Source organism: Mycobacterium sp. (genome assembly GCF_965277065.1).
Taxonomy (GTDB): domain Bacteria; phylum Actinomycetota; class Actinomycetes; order Mycobacteriales; family Mycobacteriaceae; genus Mycobacterium.
Map to the genome: position 1 here is coordinate 131483 of NZ_CBDIBT010000017.1, position 26035 is coordinate 157517.

Here is a 26035-nt window from a genome sequence, read left to right on the forward strand (position 1 = left end):
CGTCCCGGATGCCCGGACTTTTCTGGGACCATTGAGTCACCATGGCTTCGCCGCAGCAGTTCGATGACCCGTCCCCCACCCACCACGGCGACCCTGCGCCGCGTGTTCTGCGGCTGCGGCTGGTTCCGTGGGATGTCGTCTCGTTGCTGGCGCTGGTGACGATGCTTGCCGCGCTGGCCTTCGGGACCAATTGGTACACAAGGCTTTTCGGCTTTCTCAAAGACGTCTGCGTCGGCGATTGCCCGCCCGCTCCGTTCGGCGTCGACTATTACATTTACCCGATTGTGTGGGGCGGGATCGGCGCCGCGGTCGCTGCCGCGTTACTCGGGCCACTGGTTGTCACTGCTGAAGGGTTGGTACCTGTCCTTCTGGCCAGCACTGGCGATCGCGCTCCTGCTTTTCGCATCGGTGGCCGGCACGGCGCTGACCGACTTCAGCAGCACGTACTGGCACAGCAACCCCGATGTCGTCGACACCCCTGAGTGAGAGCGAAATCACAACGGCGGCCGTAGTTTTCGAACTAGACGGCCGCAGCGATCACCGTTCGGTCACGGTACGACAAAAAATCCCGCTCAGAGCCCCTGCGAGGTAGCTCTACGAGGCATTTGTTGCCATAGTGTTCGTAGTGACTGTTGTGAATTCAGCGGTTCACCAGCGGGAGCGGTGCGGCTCCCAACGGGGGCGGGACACGCACGAGCTTCTGTGGTGAATCGGCGGAATGGCGGCCGAGGCGTGCAGTCACAACGCTGACGCCACAGAGAGGTGATCCACATGAGACGCAGCATCGCCGTCCCGACGAGCCTGGCCCTGTTGTTGACGCTGCCGATGGTCAATCCTCACATCGCGAGCGCCGACCCCACGGGCCCGACTCTGGTGGGCTACCAGCAGAGCACGAACTACGTGATCCAGCGCGCGCTGTCGCAGCGGAACGTGCCGTTCCTCTACGGCGGCGGCAACTCTGCGGGACCGACCCGCGGCACCGGTCTGAACGCCAACGTCGTCGGCTTCGACGCGTCCGGATTGATCCAGTACGCCTACGCAGGCGCCGGCGTGAAGATGCCGCGTACCTCGGCCGAGCAGTGCAGCGTCGGCCACAAAGTCGCACCCGCGCAGGCACGCCCGGGCGACCTGCTCTGCTACGGGCCCGGCGGTACCCAGAGCGTGGCGCTGTACCTCGGCAGCAACCAGATGATCGAGGCCACCGAGCCCGCCGTCACCGTCACATCGGCCCGGACTACCAACATGGTCCCGTATCTGACTCGCATCCTGGAGTCCTGACCGGAGCGCTCCCCGGCTGGTTTTCGGGCCCACGCGTCGGCCAGCGGGTTAGGTAGATTGTCTGTCAATCATGACGATCTCCCCGACCCGCTCGGCCGACTCCGGCGTTGTGCGGCCCGCGCAACCCGCAGCGGAAAACCGGGCCGGGTTCTACCGCCTCGATCTCGACGGGCTGCGCGGCATTGCCATCGCCCTCGTCGCGATGTTTCACGTATGGTTCGGCCGGGTGTCCGGCGGAGTGGACGTGTTCCTGGCCCTGTCGGGTTTCTTCTTCGGCGGCAAATTGCTGCGCGCGGCGCTCAATCCGACATCGACACTGTCGCCGGTCCCCGAGGTCCTTCGGCTGGTCCGGCGACTGCTGCCGGCGCTGGTGGTGGTGTTGGCGGGATGCGCGGTGCTGACCATCCTCATCCAGCCTCAGACGCGCTGGGAGACCTTCGCCGATCAGAGCCTAGCCAGCCTGGGCTACTACCAGAACTGGGAATTGGCCAGCACGGTCGCCGATTACCTGCGGGCCGGTGAATCGGTCAGCCCGCTGCAGCACATCTGGTCGATGTCGGTGCAGGGCCAGTTTTACATCGCGTTCCTGACGCTGGTTTTCGGCTCCGCGTATATGTGCCGGCGGCGACTGGGCGACCACCTGCGCACCGCGTTCGTGGTAGTGCTCAGCGCACTGGCGATCGCGTCGTTCGTCTACGCGATCGTCGCCCACCAGAACGACCAGGCGGTGGCGTACTACAGCAGCTTTGCCCGCGCGTGGGAGTTACTGCTCGGAGCCTTGGTCGGTGCGCTGGTCCCCTACGTCACCTGGCCGATGTGGTTGCGCACCGCCGCGGCCACCATCGCGTTGGCAGCGGTGCTGTCCTGCGGCGCGCTGATCGACGGCGTCAAGCAGTTCCCCGGCCCGTGGACCTTGGTCCCCGTCGGCGCAGCCGTCCTGTTCATCCTGGCCGGCGCCAACCGGACCGAGGGCCTCGCGTTGCCGCTACCCAACCGGCTACTCGCGACGGCGCCGCTGGTGCGTCTCGGTGAGATGGCCTACTCGCTGTATCTGTGGCACTGGCCGCTGCTGATCTTCTGGCTCGCCTTCAGCGGCCACGCGCACGCCAACGTCGTCGAGGGCACCGCGGTGCTGCTGATCTCCGGCGCGCTGGCGTATCTGACCAACCGGTACATCGAAGAACCGCTACGCCAACGCAAGCCCGCCAGTGCCGCACCCGAGAACACCGTGCCTTGGCGTACCCGGCTGCGCCGACCGACGATGGTGCTGGGTTCCGTGGTCGGACTGCTGGGCGTGACGCTCACCGCGACGGCTTTCACCTGGCGCGAGCACGTCAACGTCGAACGTGCCAGCGGCAAAGAACTCACCGCCCTGAGTTCCAGCGACTATCCCGGTGCCCGCGCACTGATCAAGCACGTGCGCGTGCCCAGGCTGCGGATGCGACCCACGGTGCTCGAGGCGCAGACCGACTACCCGCCGTCCACCCGAGACGGCTGCATCAGCGATTTCAAGAACACCGATGTGCTCAAGTGCAGCTACGGGGACAAGAACGCCAGCAGGACCATCGCGCTGGCCGGTGGCTCGCACGCTGAGCACTGGCTGACCGCGCTGGATCTGCTCGGACACCGGTACCACTTCAAGGTCACCACCTATCTCAAAATGGGATGCGCGCTGTCGACCGAGCAGATGCCGCGGGTGATGGGCAACAACGACCCCTACCCGGAATGCCGCGACTGGGTACCCAAAGCGATGGACGCGGTGGTGGCCGAGCACCCGGACTTCGTCTTCACCACCTCCACGCGGCCGTGGAACATCAAGCCCGGCGACGTGATGCCGGGCACCTACGTCGGGATATGGCAGACGTTCTCCGACAACAACATTCCGATTCTGGCCATGCGCGACACCCCCTGGCTGGTGAAAGACGGCCAGCCGTTCAACCCGTCGGACTGCCTGGCCAAGGGTGGTGACGCAGTGTCGTGCGGCATCAAGCGCTCCGAGGTGCTTGCCGACCGCAATCCCACCCTCGACTGGGTCGAGCAGTTCCCGATGCTCAAGCCGCTGGACATGAGCGACGCGGTCTGCCGCGCCGACATCTGCCCTGCCGTGGAGGGAAACGTGTTGGTATATCACGACGCTCATCACCTGTCCGCCACCTACATGCGCACCATGAGCAACGAGCTGGGGCGCCAGCTGGGACCTGCGACAGGTTGGTGGTAGCCGGGCGACGATGCAGGCCGCGAGGCGGCCTGAGGAGGAGCCCGGCAGTCGGATGTAGCCGGGCGACGATGCAGGCCGCGAGGCGGCCTGAGGAGGAGCCCGGCAGTCGGATGTAGCCGGGCGACTGGACCCCACCGCTACTAAGGTCGAGTGATGCCCCCGTCAGACCGGATCAGTGGCGCCCCCGCGTCGCCACCTGCGCTGGCCACCGTGTGGCCAGGGTCCAGCTACCCGTTGGGCGCCAACTACGACGGCACCGGCACCAACTTCGCCCTGTTCTCCGAGATCGCCGAGAAGGTCGAGCTCTGCCTGATCGACGAGGACGGCCAGGAAACACGCATCCGATTCGACGAGGTCGACGGCTACGTCTGGCACGCCTACCTGCCCGATGTCACCCCAGGACAGCGCTACGGCTTCCGGGTGCACGGCCCGTTCGACCCGCTGGCGGGCCACCGCTGCGACCCCAGCAAGCTGCTGCTCGACCCGTACGGCAAATGCTTCGACGGCGAGTTCAAGTTCACCCAGGCGTTGTTCTCCTACGACCTGGCCGTCGCCGCCGAAGACCCCACCGAGACAGGCACGCCGCCCCGGGTCGACTCGTTGGGCAGCACCATGACCAGCGTCGTGATCAATCCGTACTTCGACTGGGCCAACGATCGCCCGCCCCGCACGCCCTACCACGAGACGGTGATCTACGAGGCGCACGTCAAGGGGATGACCCAGAACCATCCCGCCATTCCCGAGGCGCTGCGCGGCACCTACGCCGGCCTTGGTCACCCGGCGATCATCGAGCATCTCAAGTCGCTGAACGTCACCGCGATCGAACTGATGCCGGTGCACCAGTTCATGCACGATCACCGTCTGCTGAATCTGGGTCTGCGAAACTACTGGGGCTACAACACGTTCGGATTCTTCGCCCCGCACAACCAGTATTCGGCGAACCGGCGCGCCCGCGGCGCGGTCACCGAGTTCAAGTCGATGGTCCGGGCATTTCACGCCCACGGTATCGAGGTCATCCTCGACGTGGTCTACAACCACACCGCCGAAGGCAACCAACTCGGGCCCACCATCAACTTCCGCGGCATCGACAACGCGGCCTACTACCGGCTGATGGACGAGGATCTCTGGTTCTACAAAGACTTCACCGGCACCGGTAACAGCCTCAACGCACGCAACCCGCACACCTTGCAGCTGATCATGGACTCGCTGCGCTACTGGGTGACCGAGATGCACGTCGACGGCTTCCGGTTCGACCTGGCCTCGACGCTGGCCCGCGAGTTCTATGACGTCGACCGCTTGAGCGCGTTTTTCGATCTGGTGCAACAGGATCCGATCGTCAGCCAGGTCAAACTGATCGCCGAACCGTGGGATATCGGCGAAGGCGGATATCAGGTCGGCAACTTCCCAGGTTTGTGGACCGAGTGGAACGGGAAGTATCGCGACACTGTGCGTGATTACTGGCGGGGCGAGCCCGCGACACTCGGCGAGTTCGCGTCCCGGCTGACCGGGTCGTCGGACCTCTACGAGGCGACCAGTCGCCGGCCCGGTGCGAGCATCAACTTCGTCACCGCCCACGACGGCTTCACCCTCAACGATCTCGTCTCGTACAACGAGAAACACAACGAGGCCAACGGCGAACACAACCGGGATGGCGAGAGCCACAACCGGTCGTGGAACTGCGGCGTCGAGGGCCCGACCGACGACCCGGAGATCCTGACCCTGCGTAGGCGACAGATGCGCAACATCATGGCCACGCTGATGCTGAGCCAGGGCACGCCGATGATCGCCCACGGCGACGAAATCGGCCGCGGCCAGCAGGGCAACAACAATGTCTACTGTCAGGACTCCGAATTGTCCTGGATGGACTGGTCTTTGGTCGACGCGAACAGCGAGCAGCTGGAGTTCACCCGTACGGTCACCGCGCTGCGCAGAAAGCACCCGGTGTTTCGCCGCCGCCGGTTCTTCGACGGCGAGCCGATCCGCAGCGGCGACGAGGTCCGCGACATCGCCTGGCTGACATCGGCGGGCAAGGAGATGCAACCGCAGGACTGGGGTGGCGAATTCGGCAAGAGCATCGCGGTGTTCCTCAACGGTGAGGCGATACCCGAACCCAATGCCCGCGGTGAACGGGTCGTCGACGACTCGTTCCTGATGTGCTTCAACGCCCACGATCACGAGGTCGACTTCGTCATCCCGCCCGACGATTACGCCACGCAATGGACAGCCGTACTGGACACCACTGACGCCACCGGATCGGTGGCGCTCGTCGTCAATGACGGCGACGAGGTGTCACTGCCCGGACGGGCACTACTCGTGTTCCGTAAGACCAAGTAACGCATGGTATTTCCAGTCTTATCGACCTATCGGCTGCAATTGCGTGGCGCTGACAGCGGCTTCGCCTTCACCTTGGCCGACGCCGAGCATCTGCTCGACTACCTCGACGATCTGGGGGTCTCGCATCTCTACCTGTCGCCGATTCTGACCCCGGTGGTCGGATCGGCACACGGCTACGACGTCACCGACCCGACCACGGTGTCTGCCGAACTCGGTGGGCCGGCAGGATTGGCCCGACTGTCCGCGGCGGCGCGGGCGCGCGGTCTGGGCTTGATCGTCGACATCGTGCCCAACCACGTCGGGGTGGACCGACCCGAGCAGAACCCCTGGTGGTGGGACGTGCTGCGGCATGGCCAGTCCTCAGCGTACGCGTCGTTCTTCGACGTCGACTGGGACCTGGGCGATGGCCGAATGGTGTTGCCGCTGCTGGGTTCTGACGACGACGTTGCCGATCTCACCGTCGACGGCGATCTGTTGCGGCTGGGCGATCTCGCATTGCCCATCGCGCCGGGCACCGGCGACGGCACCGGCCCGCAGGTGCACGACCGTCAGCATTACCGGCTGATCGGTTGGCGCAACGGCGTGTGCGGATACCGCCGCTTCTTCTCGATCACATCGCTGGCCGGGCTGCGCCAGGAAGATCGCACGGTGTTCGACACCAGCCACGCCGAGGTGGCGCGCTGGTTCGCCGACGGGCTGGTCGACGGGGTGCGCATTGACCATCCCGACGGTCTGGCGGACCCGACCGGATACCTGGCCTGGCTGCGCGAGTTGAGCGGTCCGGATGCTTGGATCGTGATCGAGAAGATTCTCGCCGTCGACGAGCCGTTGGATCCGTCCCTGCCGGTGGCCGGCACCACCGGATACGATGCTCTGCGCGAGATCGGCGGGGTGTTCATCGATCCGCAGGGGGCGCAGGCGTTGACGGAGCTCGTCGCATCCGTCGGGTTCGACTATGGGCAGATCGCGCCGATGCTGGCCGATCTGAAGGTGTCCTCGGCTACCGAGACTCTGGCCAGCGAGCTGGCCCGGCTGCGGCGCTGCATCGTCGCGGCTGCCGGCGCTGACCACCCGCAGCTGCCTGCCGCGGTGGCGGCGCTGCTGACTCACATCGACGTCTACCGCAGCGACTACCTGGGGTTGGCAGCGACTTTGCCGACCGCCCTGGCCGCAACCCAATTGGAGCGCCCGGAGCTCGATGTCGCGCTGCAGCTGATCGCTGCCGCGGTGGCCGACGGAGAGGCGGCGGTGCGACTACAGCAGCTGTGCGGGGCAGTGACCGCCAAGGCGGTCGAAGACTGCCTGTTCTACCGCGATGCCCGACTGGTGTCGCTCAACGAGGTCGGCGGCGAGCCGCAGGAATTCGGCGTCGGTCTGGCCGAATTCCATTCGCGCGCAGCCACGCGGGCCCGGCTGTGGCCGCAGGCGATGACGACATTGACCACCCACGACACCAAACGTGGCGAGGACGTCCGCGCCCGCATCGGCGTGCTGTCCCAGGTGCCGTCGCTGTGGACGGAATTTGTCAGCCGCTGGGAGAAAATCGTCCCATCACCCGACCCGGCGACCGGATTGTTCCTGTGGCAGAACATCTTCGGTGTCTGGCCGGCCGACGGTGAGGTCACCGATGAGCTCCGCGACCGGTTGCACGCCTACGCCGAGAAAGCGATTCGCGAAGCGGCCTGGCACACCACCTGGAACGACCCGGACACCGACTTCGAAGCCGCTGTGCACGGCTGGCTGAACGACATGCTCGACGGCCCGGTGGTGCGTGAGCTCACCAATCTGGTTCTCCGCCTGGACTCACACGCCGAGAGCGACGCGCTGGGCCAGAAGCTGCTGTCGCTGACCTCCCCCGGCATCCCGGACGTGTATCAGGGCACCGAGCTGTGGGACGACAGCCTGGTCGATCCCGACAACCGGCGCGCGGTGGACTACGCCGCCCGCCGCGACGCGCTGAAGTCTCTGCAGCACAGCAAAATTCGGGTCGTCACGGCCGCCCTGCAGCTGCGACGCACCCGGTCAGACACCTTCCTGCGCGGCGACTACCACCCAGTGCTGGCAGTCGGAGCCGGCGCCGATCACCTGGTGGCGTTCCGGCGCGGTCATGACGTGCTGGTCGCGGTGACCCGTTGGACAGTGCGACTCGAGCAGTCCGGCTGGGGCGACACCACCGTCACACTGCCGGACGGCTCCTGGACCAATGCGCTGACCGGCGCTGTGGTAGGCGGGACGCTGCCGGCCACCGAGTTGTTCGCCGAGCTACCGGTCGCACTCCTGGAGCGCACCGATGCCTGAATTCGCGGTCTGGGCACCGAAACCCGACACCGTCCGCCTCCAGGTCGACGGTGCGGTGTCGCCGATGACCCGCGACGACGACGGCTGGTGGCGGGCAAGCGTCGACGCTGCCCACGGCGCGCGCTACGGCTATCTGCTCGACGACGATTCGACGCCACTACCCGACCCGCGTTCGCCACGCCAGCCCGACGGCGTGCACGAGTGCTCCCAGGTCTGGGAGCCCAACCCGCACGAGTGGACCGACGGCGACTGGGCCGGTCGCGCGGTGCAGGGTGCGGTGATCTACGAGTTACACATCGGGACCTTCACCCCGTCAGGCACTTTCGAGGCGGCCATCGACAAGCTGGACTACCTGGTCGATCTCGGTGTCGACTTCGTCGAGGTGATGCCGGTCAACGCATTCTCCGGCACGCACGGCTGGGGCTACGACGGTGTGCTGTGGTACGCCGTCCACGAACCCTACGGCGGCCCAGACGGTTTGGTCCGATTCGTCGATGCCTGCCATCGCCGCGGGCTGGGCGTGTTGATCGACGCGGTGTTCAACCACCTCGGCCCGTCGGGCAACTACCTGCCGCGGTTCGGGCCGTACCTGTCCTCGGCAAGCAACCCGTGGGGCGAAGGCATCAACATCGCCGACGCCCGGTCAGACGAGGTACGCCGCTACATCATCGACTGTGCGCTGCGCTGGATGCGGGACTTCCATGCCGACGGCCTGCGGCTGGACGCCGTGCACGCGCTTTTCGACACCACCGCGATTCACCTGCTCGAGGAAATGGCCGCCGACACCGACGCGCTGGCTGACCAGCTCGGCCGCCCGTTGTCTCTGATCGCCGAGAGCGACCTCAACGACCCGCGAATGATCACCCCCCGCCCCGAGCACGGCCTGGGTATGACCGCGCAGTGGGCTGACGACATCCATCACGCCATCCACACCGCGGTGTCCGGCGAGCGACAGGGCTACTACGCCGACTTCGGCTCACTGGCGACGCTGGCGAAAACGTTGCGCCACGGCTTCTTCCACGCCGCCACCTACTCTTCGTTCCGTCAGCGGCGGCACGGTCGGCCGCTGGACGCGTTCACGATTCCGGCCACCCGGCTGCTGGCCTACACCTGCACCCATGATCAGGTCGGCAACCGCGCGCTCGGCGACCGGCCGTCGCAGAACCTCAGCTACGGTCAGCTCGCCATCAAGGCCGCGCTGGTACTGGCATCGCCCTTTACGGCAATGCTTTTCATGGGCGAGGAATGGGGCGCATCGACGCCGTTCCAGTTCTTCAGCTCGCATCCAGAGCCCGAGCTGGCGCGCGCCACCGCCGAGGGTCGCAAGCGGGAGTTCGCCGATCACGGATGGGACGCCGACGAGATCCCCGATCCGCAGGACCCACAGACCTTCCAGCGGTCGAAGCTGGACTGGTCCGAGCTCGACCGCGCAGACCATGCGAAATTACTCCGGCTCTATCAGAATCTGATTGCGTTGCGCCGCAGCGAAAGCGACTTGCGCGACCCCTGGCTGAACAGCCTGGACGTCGAGTACGACGAGGACGGCCGCTGGATCGCGATGCAGCGCGGCAGCTTGACGGTCGCCTGCAACCTCGGCGCCGAGCCGGTGCCGCTGCCCATCACCGGTGAATTGGTGCTGGGTTCGGAACCGATCAGCGTCGGCGAGCTGAGCACCGAACTACCACCGCATTCGTTTGCGATCGTGCGCACTGTGGATAACTGACTACCAACCTCGTCGTCGACCGCTGATGATGCGCGGATGACCCATTCCGAGCTGTTGCCGATTCCGCCCATCCAGACCGCATGCGATCCCGTCTATTCGACGCAGGACTTGCGTGAGCGGTGGCGTGCGTTGATGGGACCGTTGGGATTTGGAACCCGCCTGCTGTGGTTCGGCCTGATCGGGCCGGACCGTTGCTTTGCCAAGAAGCTCAGCCGCGTCCCCATTCTCCCGCGGCCTCGCGGCCGGATCGTCTGGAACCTGATGTCGTCGCTGCGCACACTGCTCGACGACCTGGACGCGGGAACCACAGTGGCCCTGCTGCTTTCCGGACCGGGCCGCGGGCCGGCCTCGACCATCGAACTGGTGTGGTCGAGATCGTTGACCGACATGGCCGAGCGATTCGCCGTCCCGCTCGAACCGATTTTCCGCGCCAATGACGAATCGGTTGTACTGCTGGGCTAGCTGTCGTGAATCGGGTAGCTTTCGCGGGTGAGCGAAATCGACTGTCGAGAAGCAGCGAAGATTAACGAGCAGGGCTTTCTAGTTTAACTAGATTGCGGCCGTTGTAGGTCGTGCCACTCGTCGATTCGCGCGTTCCTGCTAGCTCTAATACCAACTTGTTCAATACGGTCAGGTCATCGCGGTCTGCAGCCACGATGTCCTAGGCGCCGGTTCGGGATCGCTCGTCCTCATACCTGCCGCCCGTAGGGGTTGGCTCATAGACGGCTTGCGTCCCGGGTCGGTGCCGTCGGCCGGGAGTGGCTGAAGAGAGGCCTGCAAAGCCGAGTTGGTGTGCCCTCCCGCTTCCATTCACCTGAAGCGCAAGGAGGAAGTCCATCCCGTGACTCGAACACAACTCACCGATCGTGTCGTGATCGCCGTTGACCCGCATAAGGCGTCGTGGACGGCAGCTGCTGTCGACGCGTCGCTGCAACCGCTGGATGTCATCCGGGTGGCGGTCAGCCCGCAGGGTTACCGGCAGCTGCGCCGGTTCGCCCGACGGTGGAACGACCCTGGCTGGGCGATCGAAGGTGCGTCCGGCTTGGGTGCCCCACTGACCCAGCGGCTCATCGTCGACGGCGTGGAGGTCACCGACGTGCCCGCCAAACTGGCTGCCCGGGTGCGGGTGCTGTCCACTGGGCATGGGCGCAAAACCGACGAGGCCGATGCGATCTCGGTGGGTATCGCCGCACTGACGGCTACTCGGCTCAATTCCGCCACCATCGACGCAGCAGTTACCGCCATGCGGGCCCTGGTGGAACACCGTGATGACTTGGTGAAAACCCGCACCCAGACCGTCAACCGCCTGCACGTGCTGCTCACCCATTTGACCCCCGCAGGAGCTGCGCGTGGTCTGACCGCAGACCGCGCCGCTGACATCTTGCGCCAAGTCAAGCCTCGCGACCATGCCTACAAGACGCTGCGCAGCCTGGCTGTCGACCTCGTCGGCGAGGTCCGTCAACTCGACCGCCGCATCACCAAGGCCGCCACCGACATCGAGGCCGCCGTCGAATCGTCGGGCAGCACGCTGACCGAGCTTTACGGGATCGGAACGCTCAACGCCGCCAAGATCCTGGCTCGCGTCGGTTCGGTCCATCGCTTCCGCTCCGCGGCCGCGTTCGCCTCCTACACCGGCACCGCCCCCATCGCGGCATCTTCGGGTGACGTCACCCGGCATCGCCTCTCCCGCGCCGGTGACCGCCAGCTCAACTGTTGTCTGCACACCATGGCCATCACCCAAATCGCCCGTGACACCCCAGGCCGTGATTACTACCGACGAAAGCGCGCCGCCGGCAAGAGCCACCGAGAAGCGTTGCGCTGTCTCAAACGACGTCTTTCTGACACCGTTTACCGACAACTTCTGCGTGACGCGACAACATCGATAGGGGCAGGCCCGGCGGGACATGTGGGGGCGACTCTAGCGTCCAGCGCGGCCGGCTCACACCCCATCACCAGCACTTCGGACAAGTCACTCACCGGGCCGGCCAACCGTCACCCTACAACCGGTAACCGCAACGCTTGACACAGAGAGGCGCCGTCTACTGCCACTACGACAATGGACAGATTCATTGATGATTGTCAGTGACGACGACATGACTTTGACTTCAGAATTTCACCGATGACTTCCCGAGAGACTTCATATTTGAAGCGGTGGTGAGACGCGCCGATGTGCCTCTCCGGCAGCCGTTGATGACGTCGTCCGCGGAACCCGCCAAGAAGTATGGTGTGCATCGTGCCTCTCATCGACCATTTTGCCAATCAAATGGTAATCTGGTGCCATGAACGTGACGGTGGATCGACTAGGACGGCTAGTCATTCCGAAAGCCATGCGGACGGCGCTCGGGATCACCCCCGACACACAGCTCGAACTGATTCCGGACGGATCTGGTCTGCGGATTGAGCCCGTCCAGCGGCGTGCCCGCCCCGTCGAGACGCAAGACGGTCTTCCGATGCTCAGCCGGGTGGAAGGTGCGGTGCTGACCGATGACGATGTGCGCCGACTTCGCGATGACGCCCAACGATGACCTTTGGGCATGCGACACCAGCGTTGCCGTCGCCGCTCTTGATTCGACCCACGAAGCCCACACGGTCTGCCGCCGAGCCCTTGTTCAACGTCGCCCCGCGCTCGCGGGCCACGCGGCGTTCGAGGCGTATTCGGTGCTCACCCGCCTTCCACTCCCGCTACGCCTGAGCGCAACTCAAGCAGCCTCTGTGCTGGTGAAGGCATTCCCGGCCGAGTGTTGGCTCGACGCACGTGTGACCGGTGAGCTTTTCGAGCGGCTCGCCGACCTCGAAATCGTCGGCGGATCAGTCTATGACGCGCTTGTCGGTCGGGCCGCGTCGACGAATCGGCGCGTACTGCTCACCCGTGACCGTCGGGCCGAGCGCACATATCGCGCCCTCGATGTGCAGTACCAGTTCGTCGACTGACCAGGTCGGCGCGCCTGACGTAGCATGTCGTACCTCTTCGGAAGACTTCGGCGTATGAGCAGACGCAACCGAAAGAAGCGGGCAGCCAAACACAACGACCGGCGCCGGGACAAGCAAGACCGCGTCGGCTTCGATCCGGGACTGGACCGCGAGCTGCTCCTCAAAAGCCTCGCCGTGGCATTGAGCACGGCCGCTTCGTGTTCTGCCGACCAAGTGCCGCGTCGCGCCACCGAAGTGCTCAAGGAGTGCCGGGCCTTCGTGCGCGAGTTAGCCGTTGCGGCTGACCTGACTATGAATGAGGCCATCAGGGCGGCATGGGAGCATGGCTGGCAACCGTCCGACTTGCACCAAATCGCTTGTCGCCAAGTGCAGCCCGCCGAGGTCCGGTACCTCGACGAGGCCATCGTCATCGAGTCCCGGCGGTACGCCACCACCACACTGCACCCCGACTGGCGCGCCGACATCGCCGAGGTTGCGGCCACAATCGGCGCGAGTACACAGCCGCCACAGATGTGGCGGTGGGCGGCCTCCAACGCCGTCGACCAGTGCGAGGCCCTGACCGTCGTCCTCAAACTTCTCAATTTTCTCGGCAGACTTCCCGTGCTCGAAGTAACCCTCCCGCTGCCCGGTGCTCACCGGCACACGGGAACGGCGGTCAGCGATGCGGGCGAAAAGGCGCTCAGCAAGGTGCGCGCGCTGCTAGTCAAAGCCGAAGCCACCGAGTTCCCCGATGAGGCGGAGGCCCTTTCGGCCAAGGCCCAAGAGCTGATGAGTAGGTACTCCCTGGAAGAGGCGCTGGCCCAGCATGACCGCGGCCGGAAGCCGGCTGCGGCCGCGCGACGGATCTGGATCGACAACCCCTACGCCGCCGCCAAGGTGACGTTGGTGCAAGTGGTGAGTCGGTCCAACCGTTGTCGCGCAGTTTGGGCGGAGCGCCTCGGATTCGTCACCGTCATCGGCTGCGACACCGACCTCGACCTGGTCGATGTGCTCACCACGTCGCTGCTCGTGCAAGCCAACCGGGCAATGCTCAGCGCCGGACGCGACGGCAGTGCGCTAGCACGGTCTAGGTCATTCCGTCAGTCGTTTCTCGTTGCGTACGCCCAACGCATCGGAGAACGGCTCGATAGCGCGAGCGCATCGGTGACCGCTGAGGTGAAGTGCGACGGTCGACTGCTTCCCGTGCTGGCGGCCAACAGTCGGGCGACCGAAGAACTCACCGAACGGCTCTTCCCGTCGACAGTGCCTCGCTCGGTGACGGTGTCCAACGGCGCCGGCTGGGGTGCCGGCCGCGCAGCGGCGAACATGGCGGTGCTTGACACCCGCGATTCGATAGCGGGCTGAAACCGCTTCTCCACCTGGCGTTACTGAAGCACCGCACTTGAGTGCCACCCACGGCGAAACCTCGATGACAGCCGTGTGCTCTTCAGCGAAGATCAGCAAGCCTCCGCGACACGCCGAAGGTTTCTCAAAGTAGGCAGGCGTATTTTGTCAATCTTCGCTGCATCTCGACATCGACATCGACATCGACTACGGCGCCAGACCCCGTCTCGATTACATCGCAACGCAACTCCAGGCGCTGTTCCCCGACAGCTACGTGCCCGCCGGCTTGGCCGAGGCGAAACAGGCCGTCGAAGCGATGCGATGAACCGGTGCGCGTAGTCCCACGGCAATGGGGTATCCCCGTGGAACATGCTCAATACACCGGCCCATGACTTGGCGCAGCGCATGGCCGAGTTGGCCCGATCAGTCGCCGCGCCGCGCGACCTCAACGGCGTCCTGAGCGGCGTCACCGCCACCGTCGTCGAACTTCTCCCTGGCGCCGATACGGCGGGCGTATTACTGGTGTCCAAGGGCGGAAAATTCGAATCGCTGTCCGGCACCTCGGAGCTGATCTATGAAGTGGATCGGCTGCAGGAAAAGCACAACGCAGGTCCCTGTGTCGAAGCGGCGATCAACGAGTTAGTGGTCCGGACCGAGGATTTCGAGACCGAGACGCGCTGGCCCGAGTATTCGCGGGAAGTCTGCACGCTCGGCGTCCGCAGCAGTATCTCCTTCAAGCTCTACACCGGCGAGCGGACCGCAGGTGCCCTGAACGTGTTTTCGCGAAGCCCGCACAACTTCGACGCGGATTCGGAGGTCATCGGGTCGATACTCGCGGCCCACGCGGCCGCGGCCATCCTGGCCAGCCAGGACAGCCAACAGCTCCAGGCCGCCTTGCTCAGCCGGGACGTGATCGGCCAGGCAAAAGGGATCTTGATGGAACGCTTCAGCGTCGATTCCGTGGGCGCATTCGAGATGCTGCGCAAGTTATCGCAACAGATGAACGTCCGGCTGGCCGACATCGCTCAACGCGTTGTCGACACCCGCTGAGCGCTTACAGCAGGTAGCGATAAGCCGGCGAGCCCGGCTCGATGGCTTCGATCTGCATCTCGGTAGCCCGGATACGTTCCAGTAATCCGTCCAGGTCAGCGGCCGACCCGAGCTCGATGCCGACCAGCGCCTCACCGGTCTCGCGATTGTTGCGCTTGACGTATTCGAACAGCGTGACGTCGTCGGTTGGGCCGAGCACGCCGTCCAGGAAGCGGCGCAGCGCCCCGGGCTCCTGCGGAAAGTCGACCAGGAAATAGTGCTTGAGACCGAGGTGGACCAGCGACCGCTCCAGGATCTCCCCGTAGCGCGAGACGTCGTTGTTGCCGCCGGAGACCAGACACACCACCGTGGATCCCGGTTCGATGTCGGCTTCCAGCAGCCCGGCTACCGCGAGCGCACCGGCGGGCTCGGCAATGATCCCCTCGTTTTGGTACAGGTCGAGCATCGCGGTGCACACCGCTCCCTCGTCGACCGTCGTGATCGAGACCATGTTGCCGGCCGCGGCCAGCGCGGCATAGGTCAGCGTGCCGGCCCGGCTCACGGCGGCGCCGTCGACGAACTGGTCGACGTGATCGAGGGTGACCGGTCCGCCGTTGGCGAGTGCGGCGATCATCGCGGCCGCACCCGCGGGCTCGATGCCGAGCACCGAAGTCTTGGTCGTCCGCTCGGCGAGGTAGGTGGTGATGCCGGCGATGCATCCGCCGCCGCCGACCGGGACAACCACCAGGTCGGGCTCATTGTCGAGCTGATCCAGGACTTCGACGGCGATAGTGCCCTGACCGGCCATGGTGCGCGGATCGTCGAACGGCGGCACCAGCGTCGCGCCGGTGCGCCCCACGTCGGCGAGCGCCGCTTCCGCGGCCAGGTCGTAGGTCGATCCGCCGACAATCAGCTCGATGAACTCGCCGCCGTGGTAGCGGATGCGATCGCGCTTCTGCTTCGGCGTCTTGGCCGGGACGTAGACGCGGCCCCGGACGCCCAGCGTCCGGCACGCGTAGGCAAAGCCCTGCGCGTGGTTACCCGCCGATGAGCACACCACGCCGGCGGCTCTTTCGTCAGCGGACAATTGCACGAGCAGGTTGTAGGCGCCGCGCAGCTTGTAGGACCGCACGGTCTGCAGGTCTTCGCGCTTGAGATATACGGTTGCCCCGGTGATCGCGGACAACCGCTCGGACAGCTCCAGCGGAGTGGGCCTGACAACACCGGCAATTCGGGTGGCCGCACTGTCTACGTCGGCCGCTGAAAAGGACGTCAGCGGCCCACCACCCCGCATGCTCGGGCTTTGACTCAGTTCGGCGGACACCGGTCAATGGTGCCACCACGCTGGGCGTTCAGTGCACAGGGGTCAGCACGAACAACGGAATTTGTCGCTCGGTCTTCTGCTGGTAGTCGGCGTAGTCGGGGTAAGCGGCTACGGCCCGCTCCCACCAGACGGCCTTCTCATCTCCGAAAACCTCGCGGGCGTCGTAGTCCTTGGTGACGGTGCCGTCCTGGAGTTCGACCTGCGGGTTCTTGGCGATGTTGAAGTACCACACGGGATTTTTCGGCGCCCCGCCCAGCGAGGCCACCACGGCGTATTCGCCGTTGTGCTCGACTCGCATCAGCGGAGTCTTACGGAGCTTGCCGGTCTTGGCGCCGACCGTGGTCAGCAGGATGACCGGCATGCCCTTCATATCGGTGCCGTCAGTTCCACCGGATCCGGCAATTTTCTCGGCTTGCTCGCGGGACCAATCCCACGGTGATGGGGCATATTCACCTTTAAGTGGCATGCCTGCCACCTTAAACCCCCAGGCTCTGGCATCGAGATCAAGTGGGAACCATGTTGTGATGCGTGCCGTGTAGTGTTCGGCGTGCGACACCGACATAGCACGGTCAGACGGACGGCGTAGAGCCGATAAAGCAGGTACTCACACCCATGCCCCAGCTGTTCAGCTGGCCGTCGCGCGTCTCCGTGCGAACAGGGCCACCCGGCGATCCGGCGTCAGGCCGGTAAGCGTCGATGGCCATCACTGAAATTCCCGAATACGCGCATCTCAACGACGCGGACATCGAGGCCCTCGCGGCCGAGTTGGAAACAATTCGCTGCGACGTCGAGGACTCCCGCGGCGCCAAAGACCGTGAATACATCCGTCGCGCCGTCGCTTTTCAGCGATCCCTGGAGATCGCGGCGAGGCTGACCATCGGCGTGAGCAAGACCAGGTCCGGATGGATGCTCGGAACCGCCGCGCTGGCGGTGGCCAAATGCATCGAGAATATGGAACTCGCCCACAACGTCATCCACGGTCAGTGGGACTGGATGAACGACCCGGAAATCCATTCCGCGACATGGGAATGGGACATGGTTGGGCCCTCGTCACACTGGCGGTCTTCGCACAACCACCGCCACCATGTGTTCACCAACGTCGTGGGTGTGGATGATGATCTCGGCTTCGGCGTCTTGCGGGTCACCCGCGACCAGGATTGGGGACCGAGCAATCTGTTGCAGCCGTTACGCGCGGTGCTGCTGGCTGCCGCCTTCGAATGGGGTGTGGCCTTTCACGACTTGTACTCGATACAGGAAGCCGAAACCACGCAGGAGGGCAAAGATGCCCACCAAAAAGCGTTGCTCCGCAAAATGGCTCGCCAGGCCAGCAAGGATTACCTGTTCTATCCGGCGCTGAGCCTCCGGCGATGGCGGCGCGTACTCGGAGCCAACGTGATGGCCAACGGGCTGCGCAACGCTTGGGCCTACATCGTCATCGTCTGCGGCCACTTCGCCGACGGCGCAGAGAAATTCGACGAATCGGTGTTGGAGAACGAGACGAAGCCGGAGTGGTACCTGCGGCAGATGCTGGGCACCGCAAACTTCCGGGCCGGCCCAGTGTTGTCCTTCATGAGCGGCCACCTCTGCTACCAGATCGAGCATCACCTGTTCCCCGATCTGCCGAGCAACCGCCTGCCCGAGATCTCCGTGCGCGTGCGGGAATTGTGCGCCAAGTACGACTTGCCTTACACGACAGGTTCTTTCCTTCGCCAGTACCTGCTCACGGTGCGCACCATCTGCAAATTGGCCCTGCCGGTGGGATTCATGTCCGCCACTGCGGACGATGCACCAGAGACGGCTTCGGAGAACAAGTTTCGCTACCCGGAGAAGCGACCGTCGGTTTCGGCGATCCCCGACGGCTCCCGGCGAAGCGGACTCGCGACCGCCATCGTGGCCCACCGGGCTCGGCGCAAGGCCAGCTGAGCTTTAGGCCGGTTGGGTCGTTGTTGCCCGAGCAGGCTCGTGGACATCGGGGCCCGGCTCGGCCGCATACAAGTCTTCGATTTCGGCGGCGTACTTCGCCATGATCGGGCGACGTTTCAGTTTCATCGTCTGGGTGATCTCGTCGCCGCCCGGCTCCCACAGCGTCGGCAGCACCCGGAAGCGTTTGATCTGTTCCACCCGCGACAATTTCACATTGCCCTCGGCCACCCCCGCCGAAATCTGCGCGAGTACCTCCGGGTGGGCCGCCAGCGCCTCCGGCGATGCGTCGGCGATTCCGTGCCGTTCCGCGTACGGGCCGACCGAGTCGGCGTCGAACACCACTAACGCGGTGTTGTAGGGACGTCCGTCGCCGATCGCGAGCATCACCCCGATCATCGGGCAGGCCGCCTTCACCGTGTTCTCGATGTTTGCCGGCGACATGTTCTTGCCGGCCGCATTGATGATCAGCTCCTTTTTGCGGTCGACGATCCGCAGGAAACCGTCGGCGTCCTCGTCCAGGATGTCGCCGGTGTGCAACCAACCGTCGGCGTCGACGGCCTCAGCCGTTTTGGCCGGCTCCTTACGGTAGCCCTTCATCACCAGCGGTCCCCGGACCAAAAATTCGCCGTCATCGGCGATCTTGGACTCCAGCCCGGGCAGCAGCTTGCCCACCGAACCCAGTCGCGCCTCGTCGGGATGACTCACGCTCGCAACACAACTCAGCTCAGACATGCCCCACACCTCGGCGATTGGGATGCCGATGCCAATGAAGAAAGCCAGCGTCTCCCGCGGGATGGGCGCGGCCCCCGACACGGCCCAGCGCAACTCGTCGAGCCCCAATTTCTCGCGAAGCTTCGACAAGACCAAGTCGTCGGCCTGCGCCCACTCGGCCGCCACATCGTCGGGCAGCGGCTCGTCGGCGACCAAGGCCGCCGCGCGTTTGGCGGCGACCGACAGCGCCCACTGCAAAGCTTGACGCTTCGTCTCGTCCTGTTCGTGGGCGACCGCGAATTCGACTGCGGCTTTGAGCTTTTCCCACACTCGCGGAACCGCGGCCCACACGGTCGGCCGGGCGTCGGACAGCGCGGCCGCGATCTCGCGAATGTCGGACACGACGGTGACCTGCAGGCCGTACCACTCCTGGTTGTACAGCCCCATCATGCGGTCGGCGATATGAGCCGACGGCAGATACGACGTGGTGCGATCATCCGACCGAACGTCGAGGACAGCGCCGAGTGCGTCGGCCTCGAAAAGCAGGTTGGTGTGCGTCATCTCGACCCCTTTGGGATTGCCCGTCGTCCCCGAGGTGTAGATGAGGGTAATCACGTCGCTGGGCTGTACCGCACGCCAGGCCGCCTCGAAATCGAAATCGTCGCGTCCGGCGGCGTAGAGCTCCTCGAGGGACATCGTTCCCTCCGGCGCACCGTCGATGCACACGATGTGGTCGAGCGTCGCGCCACTGGCCCGGATCCGGTCGACGTACTGCTCCTCGCACATGACGACCTTGGTGCCGGCGTTGCTGAACAGGTAGGTCAACTGCTCGGCGGGCAGGGTGTTGTAGACGGAGAAAGAGGTAACGCCGAGGTGCTGGGCGCCGACTTCCAACGGGTAGAACTCGATCCGGTTGGCCATCATCAGTGACACGGTGTCACCGCGACGGACCCCGATGCCCGCCAACCCGGCCGCGACGCGACGGACCTCGGCGGCGTAGTCGCGCCAGGTCAATGTCTGGGCGTCGCCGGGAGTGCGGAGCGCGACGGCATCGGGTGCTATCGCCGCGGACCGCTGAAACGCCTCGCACATGGTGGTCGGGCCGCTGGGATTTGAATCGCTCACGCAGCCGAGGTTAGTCCTGGGAGTACCTTGCCGGTATGGGTATTGCGATCACCGGCTTGACGCCCGTCGAGCAGACCGCGTTCGTCACCCAGTACGCCCGTGCGGTCGACAGCCGTTGGCTCAGACCGATACTCGGCGACACCCTGGCCGACGACATCGTCGGCAAAATCGACTACGACTTCGACGGTCTGGGCGTGCCAACCAGCGCAATCCGTCAGACCGCGCTGCGGGCGAAACTCCTCGACGACCGGGCCCGCACCTTCATCGCCGAGCATCCCGACGCCGTCGTCGTCGACCTCGGCGCGGGATTGGCCACACCCATGCAGCGGGTCGCACCGCCGCCGACGGTCGACTGGTACAACGTCGACCTGCCCAATGTCATCGCGCTGCGTGAGCAGGTGGTGCCCGCCGATGAGCACGCGCATTCGGTGGCGGCGTCGGTTGCCGATGACTCGTGGAGCGACCAGATCCCCTCCGATCGACCCACCATGCTGATCGCGGACGGCTTGCTGGCGTTCGTCTCCGAGCAGGTGATCGTCAACCTGTTCCGCCACATTCCGGAACACTTCCGCTCCGGCGAAGTAGCGATCAACGATTACGGACGGGTCAGCCCCCTTAACATCGCCGCGATGAAGATCGTCTTCAGCGCGGTCGGAACCCAGTGGGATTACCGGGGTTTCGACGATGCACACGTTCCGGAGAGCTGGAGCCCCAAGCTGCGGTTGATCGAAGAGACAAGCCTGTCGCAGGTGCCGGAGGTCGATCTCTACCCGACCGCCGCCCGGGTGTCGACCCGCCTGATGGGTAAGACCAAATCCGGCGCCCGCACGGCGCGGATCCTGCGCTACCGCTTCTGAAAGGACCACCATGGCTTCGGTGTCTCCGACGCTGATCACGGGTGCGAACGTGTGGGATGGAGTCTCGGCGCAGGCGCAACCGCGGCAGGTGTTGGCGGTCGACGGTCGGATTCAGCGCGTCGCCGAGGTGATCGAAGCGCCACCTGACGCGCGGGTGCTGGACCTGTCTGGGCACACAGTGACGCCGGGGTTCATCGACTGCCACACCCACGTCACGCTGGCACCACCGGTGGGCCTGATGCTGGCTCTCGACTCCTCCACGGCCAAGACGCTCAAGGCCTTACCGGTGATGCGGGCGCTGCTGAACAACGGCTTCACCACGGTGCGCGACGTCGGTTGCGGCGACGTCGATTACCCCACCATCGATCTTCGCAACGCGGTGGCGGCCGGGCTCGTCGTCGGCCCGCGGATGGTGGTCGCGCCGCACATCATCTCGGCGCGGGGCGGCCACGGCGACTTCAGCGGCATGGTGGCCGACGAATACCAAGGCTGCTGCCGGAATTTGGAGTTGGCATCGGCTGACGGCGCCGACGAGATCCGCACCCGGGTCCGGCAGCAGATCCGGGCCGGCGCCGACTGGATCAAGTTCGCGGCTACCGGTGGTTTTGCCTCACCGTCGGACGATCCCGGGCACGCCACCTACAGCCAGGAGGAGATGGACGTGCTGGTTGCGACGGCCTGTGACCTCGACGTCCCGGTCACCCCGCACAGTTACGGCGACGAGGGCATCCGGCGGGCCGTCCGGGCCGGTGTGCGCAGCATCGAGCACGGCAACCTCGCATCGACGGAGACGCTGACGATGATGCGGGACGCCGGGGTGTTCATGGTGCCCACTCAATACGTGATCGTGTCCAAAGCCCGCAACGGCGATGACGATCCGAGCTTGGCCCTCCTGCCGGAGTATGCCCGCCACAAATTCGCGAAATACCGCGGTGCGTTACTGGACGCGGCAGAAGCCTTGGCGGCCAGCGAAGTTCGGATCGCTTTTGGCACGGACGCCGGAATGTTTCCGCATCACGAGAATTGGCGCGAGTTTCCGATGATGGTGTCTAACGGCATCACCCCGTTGCGGGCGTTGCGGGCCGCCACCAGCGAGGCCGCCGAACTGCTGCGCCTCGACGACCTCGGGGTGATCGCCGAAGGCAAGACCGCCGACCTGATCGCCATGCCCGGTGATCCTTTCATCGATATCGACGTCACCGGCAAGGTGGATTTCGTCATGAAAGCCGGCGTGGTCCATAAGGATCCGGCCCCCAGCCCTCAAGCGCCCGGCTAGCGGGGCGCTCGGCGCCCAGCGCTCCGCTAGCCGGGCGCTCGACGAGCCATCCCGCGGGCGAGCTGACACTAGCCGCCCAGGCACCCCGGGCCGAGCAGCGCCTTGAGGTCGCCCATCAATGCCGGGGACATGGTCACCCGCAGCGAGGCGTCCAGCTCGAGGGTGGTGATCCGGTCGCCACTGAGCAGCCGCAGATGTACCTGCGACGTGCCAGGGTGTTGCGCCAGTACCTGTTTGAGCGCGCTGACCTTGTCGATGGTGCACTGACGCGTCGGCAGGCTGACCGCGAGCGGTCGGTTCGCTTGGGCGTTGCTGAAATCGGGCACCACCAGATCGTTGGCGATCAACGAAATCCGGTCGTCGCGGATCGCGACCTTGGCGGTCACCACCACCACGGTGTCGTCGATGACGTCAGCGCCGAACGCGGAGTAGGTGTGCGGGAAGAACATCACCTCGATTCCACCGGTCAGATCTTCCAGTTGAGCTGACGCCCAGGGCATTCCGTTCTTGTTCACCCGTCGGTTCACCGATGCCAGAATGCCGCCGACCTTCACCATCGTCTCGTTGGCGACGTCCCCGTCGAGGATCGCCGGGATGGCGGTGTCGACCTGAGTGGCCAGTAGATGAGCGATCCCGTTGAGCGGATGCCCGGACACATACAGGCCCAGCATCTCGCGCTCCAGCGCGAGCTTGTGCTTGTCGTCCCATTCCTCGTCCGGAACCCTGATGGTGAACACCGCGTCGGCGCCCGCTCCCCCGTCGTTCGGGTCGCCGCCGAACAGGTCGAACTGTCCCATCGCTTCGGCCTTTTTGGTGCCCAGCACCGAGTCGACGGCGTCGGTGTGGACCAGGAACAGCCCCTTGCGCGGGTGCTTCAGCGAGTCGAAGGCGCCGGCTTTGATCAGCGACTCGGTGACTTTCTTGTTGCACGCCGCGATGTCGACTTTGTTGAGGTAGTCGGAGAAGTCGGTGTACCTACCCTTTGCGGTGCGGGTACTGATCAGCGATGCAACGACATTGGCGCCGACGTTGCGTACCGCGCCCAACCCGTAGCGGATGTCGGTGCCCACTGAGGCGAAGTTCAGCCCGGACTCGTTGACGTCCGGCGGCAACACGGTGATGCCGAGCTTGCGGCAGTCGGCCAGGTAGACCGCGGCCTTGTCTTTGTCGTCACCGACCGAGGTAAGCAAGCCGGCCATGTACTCGCCCGGGTAGTTCGCCTTCAAATACGCCGTCCAGTAGGACACCAGGCCGTAGCCGGCGGCATGGGACTTGTTGAACGCGTAGTCGGCGAACGGCAGGACGGTGTCCCACAACGCTTTGACCGCTTTGGTCGAAAATCCGTTGGCCTGCATGCCTTCTGAGAAGCCTTCGAACTCCTTCTCCAGCACTTCGCGCTTCTTCTTGCCCATCGCTTTACGCAGAATGTCTGCTCGGGCGAGCGAGTACCCGGCCACCTTCTGCGCGATGCGCATGATCTGCTCCTGATAGACGATCAGGCCGTAGGTTTCGGCGAGGATCTCGCGCAGCGGTTCCGCCAGCTCAGGATGGATCGGCTTGATCGCCTGCCGATTGTTCTTGCGGTCGGCGTAGTCGTTGTGGGCGTTCATGCCCATCGGGCCGGGGCGGTACAGCGCGAGCACCGCGACGATGTCCTCGAACCCGGTGGGCTGCATGCGGCGCAGCAGGTCGCGCATGGGGCCGCCGTCGAGCTGGAACACCCCGAGCGTCTCGCCGCGACCCAGCAGTTCAAAGGTGGCCGGGTCGTCGAGCGTGAGCGATTCGAGGTCGAGATCGATCCCGCGGTTGTCTTTGATGTTCACCAGCGCGTCACCGATGATCGTCAGGTTGCGCAGGCCAAGGAAGTCCATCTTCAGCAGGCCGATCGCCTCACACGACGGGTAGTCCCAGCCGGTGATGATCGCGCCGTCTTGCGCGCGCTTCCACAGCGGGATCACGTCGGTCAGCGGCTCGCTGCTCATGATCACCGCGCAGGCGTGCACGCCGGAGTTACGGATCAGACCCTCCAGGCCGCGGGCGGTCTGATAGATGGTGCGCACGTCGGGATCGGTGTCGATCAGACCGCGGATTTCGGCGGCCTCTTTGTAGCGTTCGTGGTTGGGGTCGGTGATGCCGGACAGCGAAATGTCCTTGGCCATGATCGGCGGCGGCAGCGCCTTGGTGATCCGGTCGGCGATGGCGAATCCCGGCTGACCGTAGTGGATCCGGGCGGAATCCTTTAGGGCCGCTTTGGTTTTGATGGTGCCGAAGGTGATGACCTGTGCGACCCGGTCATGTCCCCACTTCTCGGCGGCGTAACGCACCATCTCACCGCGGCGACGGTCGTCGAAGTCGATGTCGATGTCGGGCATCGACGCGCGCTCGGGGTTGAGGAACCGCTCGAAGAGCAACCCGTGCTGGATCGGGTCGATGTCGGTGACGCCCAGCGCGTAGGCCACCAGCGATCCGGCCGCCGAACCACGGCCGGGGCCGACCCGGATGTCGACCGAGCGCGCGTAGTTGATCAGGTCGGCGACGATCAGAAAGTAGGACGGAAAACCCTTGTCGCAGATGACTTCGATCTCGTACGCGGCCCGTTCGGAGTAGCCGTCGGGCAGCGTATCGGGGAAACGGCGTTGCAGGCCGGCGGCGACCTCGTGGCGCAGCCAGGAGGCCGGGTTATGGCCCTCGGGCACCGGGAAGGCGGGCATCCGGTCCTTGGGCGCCCACACGTCGGCGTACGAAGTGACCCGCTCGGCGATCAGCAGGGTTGAGTCGCAGGCGCCGGGCACCTCGCCGTCCCAGATCTGGCGCATCTCGGCGGCTGACTTCAGGTAGTAGCCGTCGCCGTCGAATTTGAACCGGGTGGGGTCGGTGAGCGTCTTGCCGGTCTGCACGCACAGCAGCGCCTCGTGGTTGTGCGCGCCGTCGCGGGTGACGTAGTGGCAGTCGTTGGTGGCCAGCGGCGGAATGTTGAGTGCACGACCGATTTCCAGCAGTCCGTCGCGCACCCGGCGTTCGATGGACAGGCCGTGGTCCATCAGCTCCAGGAAGAAGTTCTCGGGGCCGAAGATCTCGCGCCATTTGGCGGCCGCCTCCAGCGCTTCGCGTTGGTGGCCGAGCCGCAGCCGGGTCTGCACTTCCCCGGAGGGGCAGCCGGTGGTGGCGATGATGCCGCTCGCGTTCTCGGCGATCAATTCGGCGTCCATCCGCGACCACTTGCCGAGCTGGCCTTCGAAGGACGCCAGCGACGAAAGCTTGAACAGGTTGCGCAGACCGGTGGCGTTTTCGGCCACCATCGTCATGTGCGTGTAGGAGCCGCTGCCGGACACGTCATCGCTCTTCTGGCCCGGATCGCCCCACAGAATGCGCTTGGTCTCGAAACGGGAAGCCGGCGCGATGTAGGCCTCGATGCCGATGATCGGCGTGATCCCGACCGCGGTGGCCCCGTTGTAGAACTCGCTGGCGCCGAACATGTTGCCGTGGTCGGTCATCCCGATCGCCGGCATCTGCAGTCGTTGCGCCTCCGCCAGCATCGGCGCAACCTTCGCGGCACCGTCCAACATCGAGTATTCGGTGTGGTTGTGCAGGTGCACGAACGACGCGCGATGTGGGGGCACCTCCCGCTTGCGGGGGACGCTTGCGCGAAGAGCAGACGGATCGGCCATAGGGACGCCAGTCTAGG

The 26035-nt window shown here is 65.2% G+C and carries 18 protein-coding genes and 1 pseudogene; 15 read left to right on the forward strand and 4 right to left on the reverse strand.

What is annotated here, in order from left to right; all coding sequences use genetic code 11:
- Positions 1 to 41: 41 nt before the first annotated feature.
- The 12 genes and pseudogenes from ACQY5A_RS09070 (at position 42) to ACQY5A_RS09125 (ending at position 15155) form a co-directional block, all read left to right on the forward strand.
- Positions 42 to 486: pseudogene (locus ACQY5A_RS09070) on the forward strand (hypothetical protein).
- Between the two features lie 285 nt (positions 487 to 771).
- Positions 772 to 1278 carry an NlpC/P60 family peptidoglycan-binding protein RipD gene (ripD, locus tag ACQY5A_RS09075; protein WP_428340052.1) on the forward strand — a complete coding sequence of 169 codons (507 nt, stop codon included), beginning with the start codon at positions 772 to 774 and terminating at the stop codon, positions 1276 to 1278.
- A 67-nt stretch (positions 1279 to 1345) separates the two neighbouring features.
- Positions 1346 to 3496: an acyltransferase family protein gene (locus ACQY5A_RS09080; RefSeq protein WP_428340450.1), complete on the forward strand. Its 2151-nt coding sequence runs from the start codon at positions 1346 to 1348 to the stop codon at positions 3494 to 3496.
- Between the two features lie 153 nt (positions 3497 to 3649).
- Positions 3650 to 5830, forward strand: a complete 2181-nt coding sequence (gene glgX, locus ACQY5A_RS09085) for a glycogen debranching protein GlgX (protein ID WP_428340053.1) — start codon at positions 3650 to 3652, stop codon at positions 5828 to 5830.
- A 3-nt stretch (positions 5831 to 5833) separates the two neighbouring features.
- A complete protein-coding gene (gene treY, locus ACQY5A_RS09090) occupies positions 5834 to 8128 on the forward strand; it encodes a malto-oligosyltrehalose synthase (RefSeq protein WP_428340054.1) in 2295 nt (764 codons plus the stop codon).
- Complete coding sequence (gene treZ / locus ACQY5A_RS09095) at positions 8121 to 9851, forward strand: malto-oligosyltrehalose trehalohydrolase (protein WP_428340055.1); 1731 nt, start codon at positions 8121 to 8123, stop codon at positions 9849 to 9851. Before treY ends, treZ begins: the two co-directional genes overlap by 8 nt.
- Positions 9852 to 9887: 36 nt before the next feature.
- Entirely contained in the window at positions 9888 to 10313 is a 426-nt protein-coding gene (locus tag ACQY5A_RS09100) for a hypothetical protein (protein ID WP_428340056.1), read from the forward strand.
- A 379-nt stretch (positions 10314 to 10692) separates the two neighbouring features.
- A complete protein-coding gene (locus ACQY5A_RS09105) occupies positions 10693 to 11874 on the forward strand; it encodes an IS110 family transposase (protein ID WP_428340057.1) in 1182 nt (393 codons plus the stop codon).
- A gap of 256 nt (positions 11875 to 12130) precedes the next feature.
- On the forward strand, positions 12131 to 12376 hold the full coding sequence (locus ACQY5A_RS09110; RefSeq protein ID WP_428340058.1) for an AbrB/MazE/SpoVT family DNA-binding domain-containing protein: 246 nt from the start codon (positions 12131 to 12133) through the stop codon (positions 12374 to 12376).
- Positions 12336 to 12782 carry a type II toxin-antitoxin system VapC family toxin gene (locus ACQY5A_RS09115; protein ID WP_428340059.1) on the forward strand — a complete coding sequence of 149 codons (447 nt, stop codon included), beginning with the start codon at positions 12336 to 12338 and terminating at the stop codon, positions 12780 to 12782. Before ACQY5A_RS09110 ends, ACQY5A_RS09115 begins: the two co-directional genes overlap by 41 nt.
- A gap of 54 nt (positions 12783 to 12836) precedes the next feature.
- On the forward strand, positions 12837 to 14126 hold the full coding sequence (locus ACQY5A_RS09120) for a DUF2786 domain-containing protein (protein ID WP_428340060.1): 1290 nt from the start codon (positions 12837 to 12839) through the stop codon (positions 14124 to 14126).
- 348 nt (positions 14127 to 14474) lie between these two features.
- Positions 14475 to 15155: a GAF and ANTAR domain-containing protein gene (locus ACQY5A_RS09125; protein ID WP_428340061.1), complete on the forward strand. Its 681-nt coding sequence runs from the start codon at positions 14475 to 14477 to the stop codon at positions 15153 to 15155.
- Between the two features lie 4 nt (positions 15156 to 15159).
- Here the strand turns inward: ACQY5A_RS09125 and ilvA are convergent, their stop codons facing one another.
- Positions 15160 to 16458 (reverse strand): threonine ammonia-lyase, encoded by a 1299-nt coding sequence (ilvA, locus tag ACQY5A_RS09130; protein ID WP_428340062.1) that lies wholly within the window; start codon positions 16456 to 16458, stop codon positions 15160 to 15162.
- Positions 16459 to 16486: 28 nt separating this feature from the next.
- Positions 16487 to 16924: a nitroreductase family deazaflavin-dependent oxidoreductase gene (locus tag ACQY5A_RS09135; protein ID WP_428340063.1), complete on the reverse strand. Its 438-nt coding sequence runs from the start codon at positions 16922 to 16924 to the stop codon at positions 16487 to 16489.
- A gap of 230 nt (positions 16925 to 17154) precedes the next feature.
- Here ACQY5A_RS09135 and ACQY5A_RS09140 point away from each other — a divergent pair, with 230 nt between their 5' ends.
- On the forward strand, positions 17155 to 18381 hold the full coding sequence (locus tag ACQY5A_RS09140; RefSeq protein ID WP_428340064.1) for a fatty acid desaturase family protein: 1227 nt from the start codon (positions 17155 to 17157) through the stop codon (positions 18379 to 18381).
- A gap of 3 nt (positions 18382 to 18384) precedes the next feature.
- Here ACQY5A_RS09140 and fadD11 read toward each other — a convergent pair whose 3' ends face one another.
- Positions 18385 to 20184, reverse strand: a complete 1800-nt coding sequence (fadD11, locus tag ACQY5A_RS09145; RefSeq protein ID WP_428340451.1) for a fatty acid--CoA ligase FadD11 — start codon at positions 20182 to 20184, stop codon at positions 18385 to 18387.
- Between the two features lie 68 nt (positions 20185 to 20252).
- Between fadD11 and ACQY5A_RS09150 the strand changes: the two genes are divergently transcribed.
- Positions 20253 to 21074: a class I SAM-dependent methyltransferase gene (locus ACQY5A_RS09150; RefSeq protein WP_428340065.1), complete on the forward strand. Its 822-nt coding sequence runs from the start codon at positions 20253 to 20255 to the stop codon at positions 21072 to 21074.
- 10 nt (positions 21075 to 21084) lie between these two features.
- The gene (locus tag ACQY5A_RS09155) at positions 21085 to 22350 is read left to right on the forward strand and encodes an amidohydrolase family protein (RefSeq protein ID WP_428340066.1); all 1266 of its coding nucleotides are present in this window, start codon (positions 21085 to 21087) and stop codon (positions 22348 to 22350) included.
- A 68-nt stretch (positions 22351 to 22418) separates the two neighbouring features.
- Here ACQY5A_RS09155 and dnaE read toward each other — a convergent pair whose 3' ends face one another.
- Positions 22419 to 25946, reverse strand: coding sequence for a DNA polymerase III subunit alpha (gene dnaE, locus ACQY5A_RS09160; RefSeq protein WP_428340452.1), 3528 nt, complete (start codon positions 25944 to 25946; stop codon positions 22419 to 22421).
- Positions 25947 to 26035 lie beyond the last annotated feature (89 nt).

Bases quoted from the DNA above. Each gene is read 5' to 3' on its own strand.
- ripD (WP_428340052.1), top strand. From the start codon at position 772: ATGAGACGCAGCATCGCCGTCCCGACGAGCCTGGCCCTGTTGTTGACG.
- ACQY5A_RS09125 (WP_428340061.1), top strand. From the start codon at position 14,475: ATGCTCAATACACCGGCCCATGACTTGGCGCAGCGCATGGCCGAGTTG.
- ACQY5A_RS09115 (WP_428340059.1), top strand. From the start codon at position 12,336: ATGACGATGTGCGCCGACTTCGCGATGACGCCCAACGATGACCTTTGG.
- ACQY5A_RS09150 (WP_428340065.1), top strand. From the start codon at position 20,253: ATGGGTATTGCGATCACCGGCTTGACGCCCGTCGAGCAGACCGCGTTC.
- ACQY5A_RS09100 (WP_428340056.1), top strand. From the start codon at position 9,888: ATGACCCATTCCGAGCTGTTGCCGATTCCGCCCATCCAGACCGCATGC.
- treY (WP_428340054.1), top strand. From the start codon at position 5,834: ATGGTATTTCCAGTCTTATCGACCTATCGGCTGCAATTGCGTGGCGCT.
- ACQY5A_RS09120 (WP_428340060.1), top strand. From the start codon at position 12,837: ATGAGCAGACGCAACCGAAAGAAGCGGGCAGCCAAACACAACGACCGG.
- ACQY5A_RS09155 (WP_428340066.1), top strand. From the start codon at position 21,085: ATGGCTTCGGTGTCTCCGACGCTGATCACGGGTGCGAACGTGTGGGAT.
- fadD11 (WP_428340451.1), bottom strand. From the start codon at position 20,184: ATGTGCGAGGCGTTTCAGCGGTCCGCGGCGATAGCACCCGATGCCGTC.
- glgX (WP_428340053.1), top strand. From the start codon at position 3,650: ATGCCCCCGTCAGACCGGATCAGTGGCGCCCCCGCGTCGCCACCTGCG.
- ACQY5A_RS09110 (WP_428340058.1), top strand. From the start codon at position 12,131: ATGAACGTGACGGTGGATCGACTAGGACGGCTAGTCATTCCGAAAGCC.
- treZ (WP_428340055.1), top strand. From the start codon at position 8,121: ATGCCTGAATTCGCGGTCTGGGCACCGAAACCCGACACCGTCCGCCTC.
- ACQY5A_RS09135 (WP_428340063.1), bottom strand. From the start codon at position 16,924: ATGCCACTTAAAGGTGAATATGCCCCATCACCGTGGGATTGGTCCCGC.
- ACQY5A_RS09140 (WP_428340064.1), top strand. From the start codon at position 17,155: ATGGCCATCACTGAAATTCCCGAATACGCGCATCTCAACGACGCGGAC.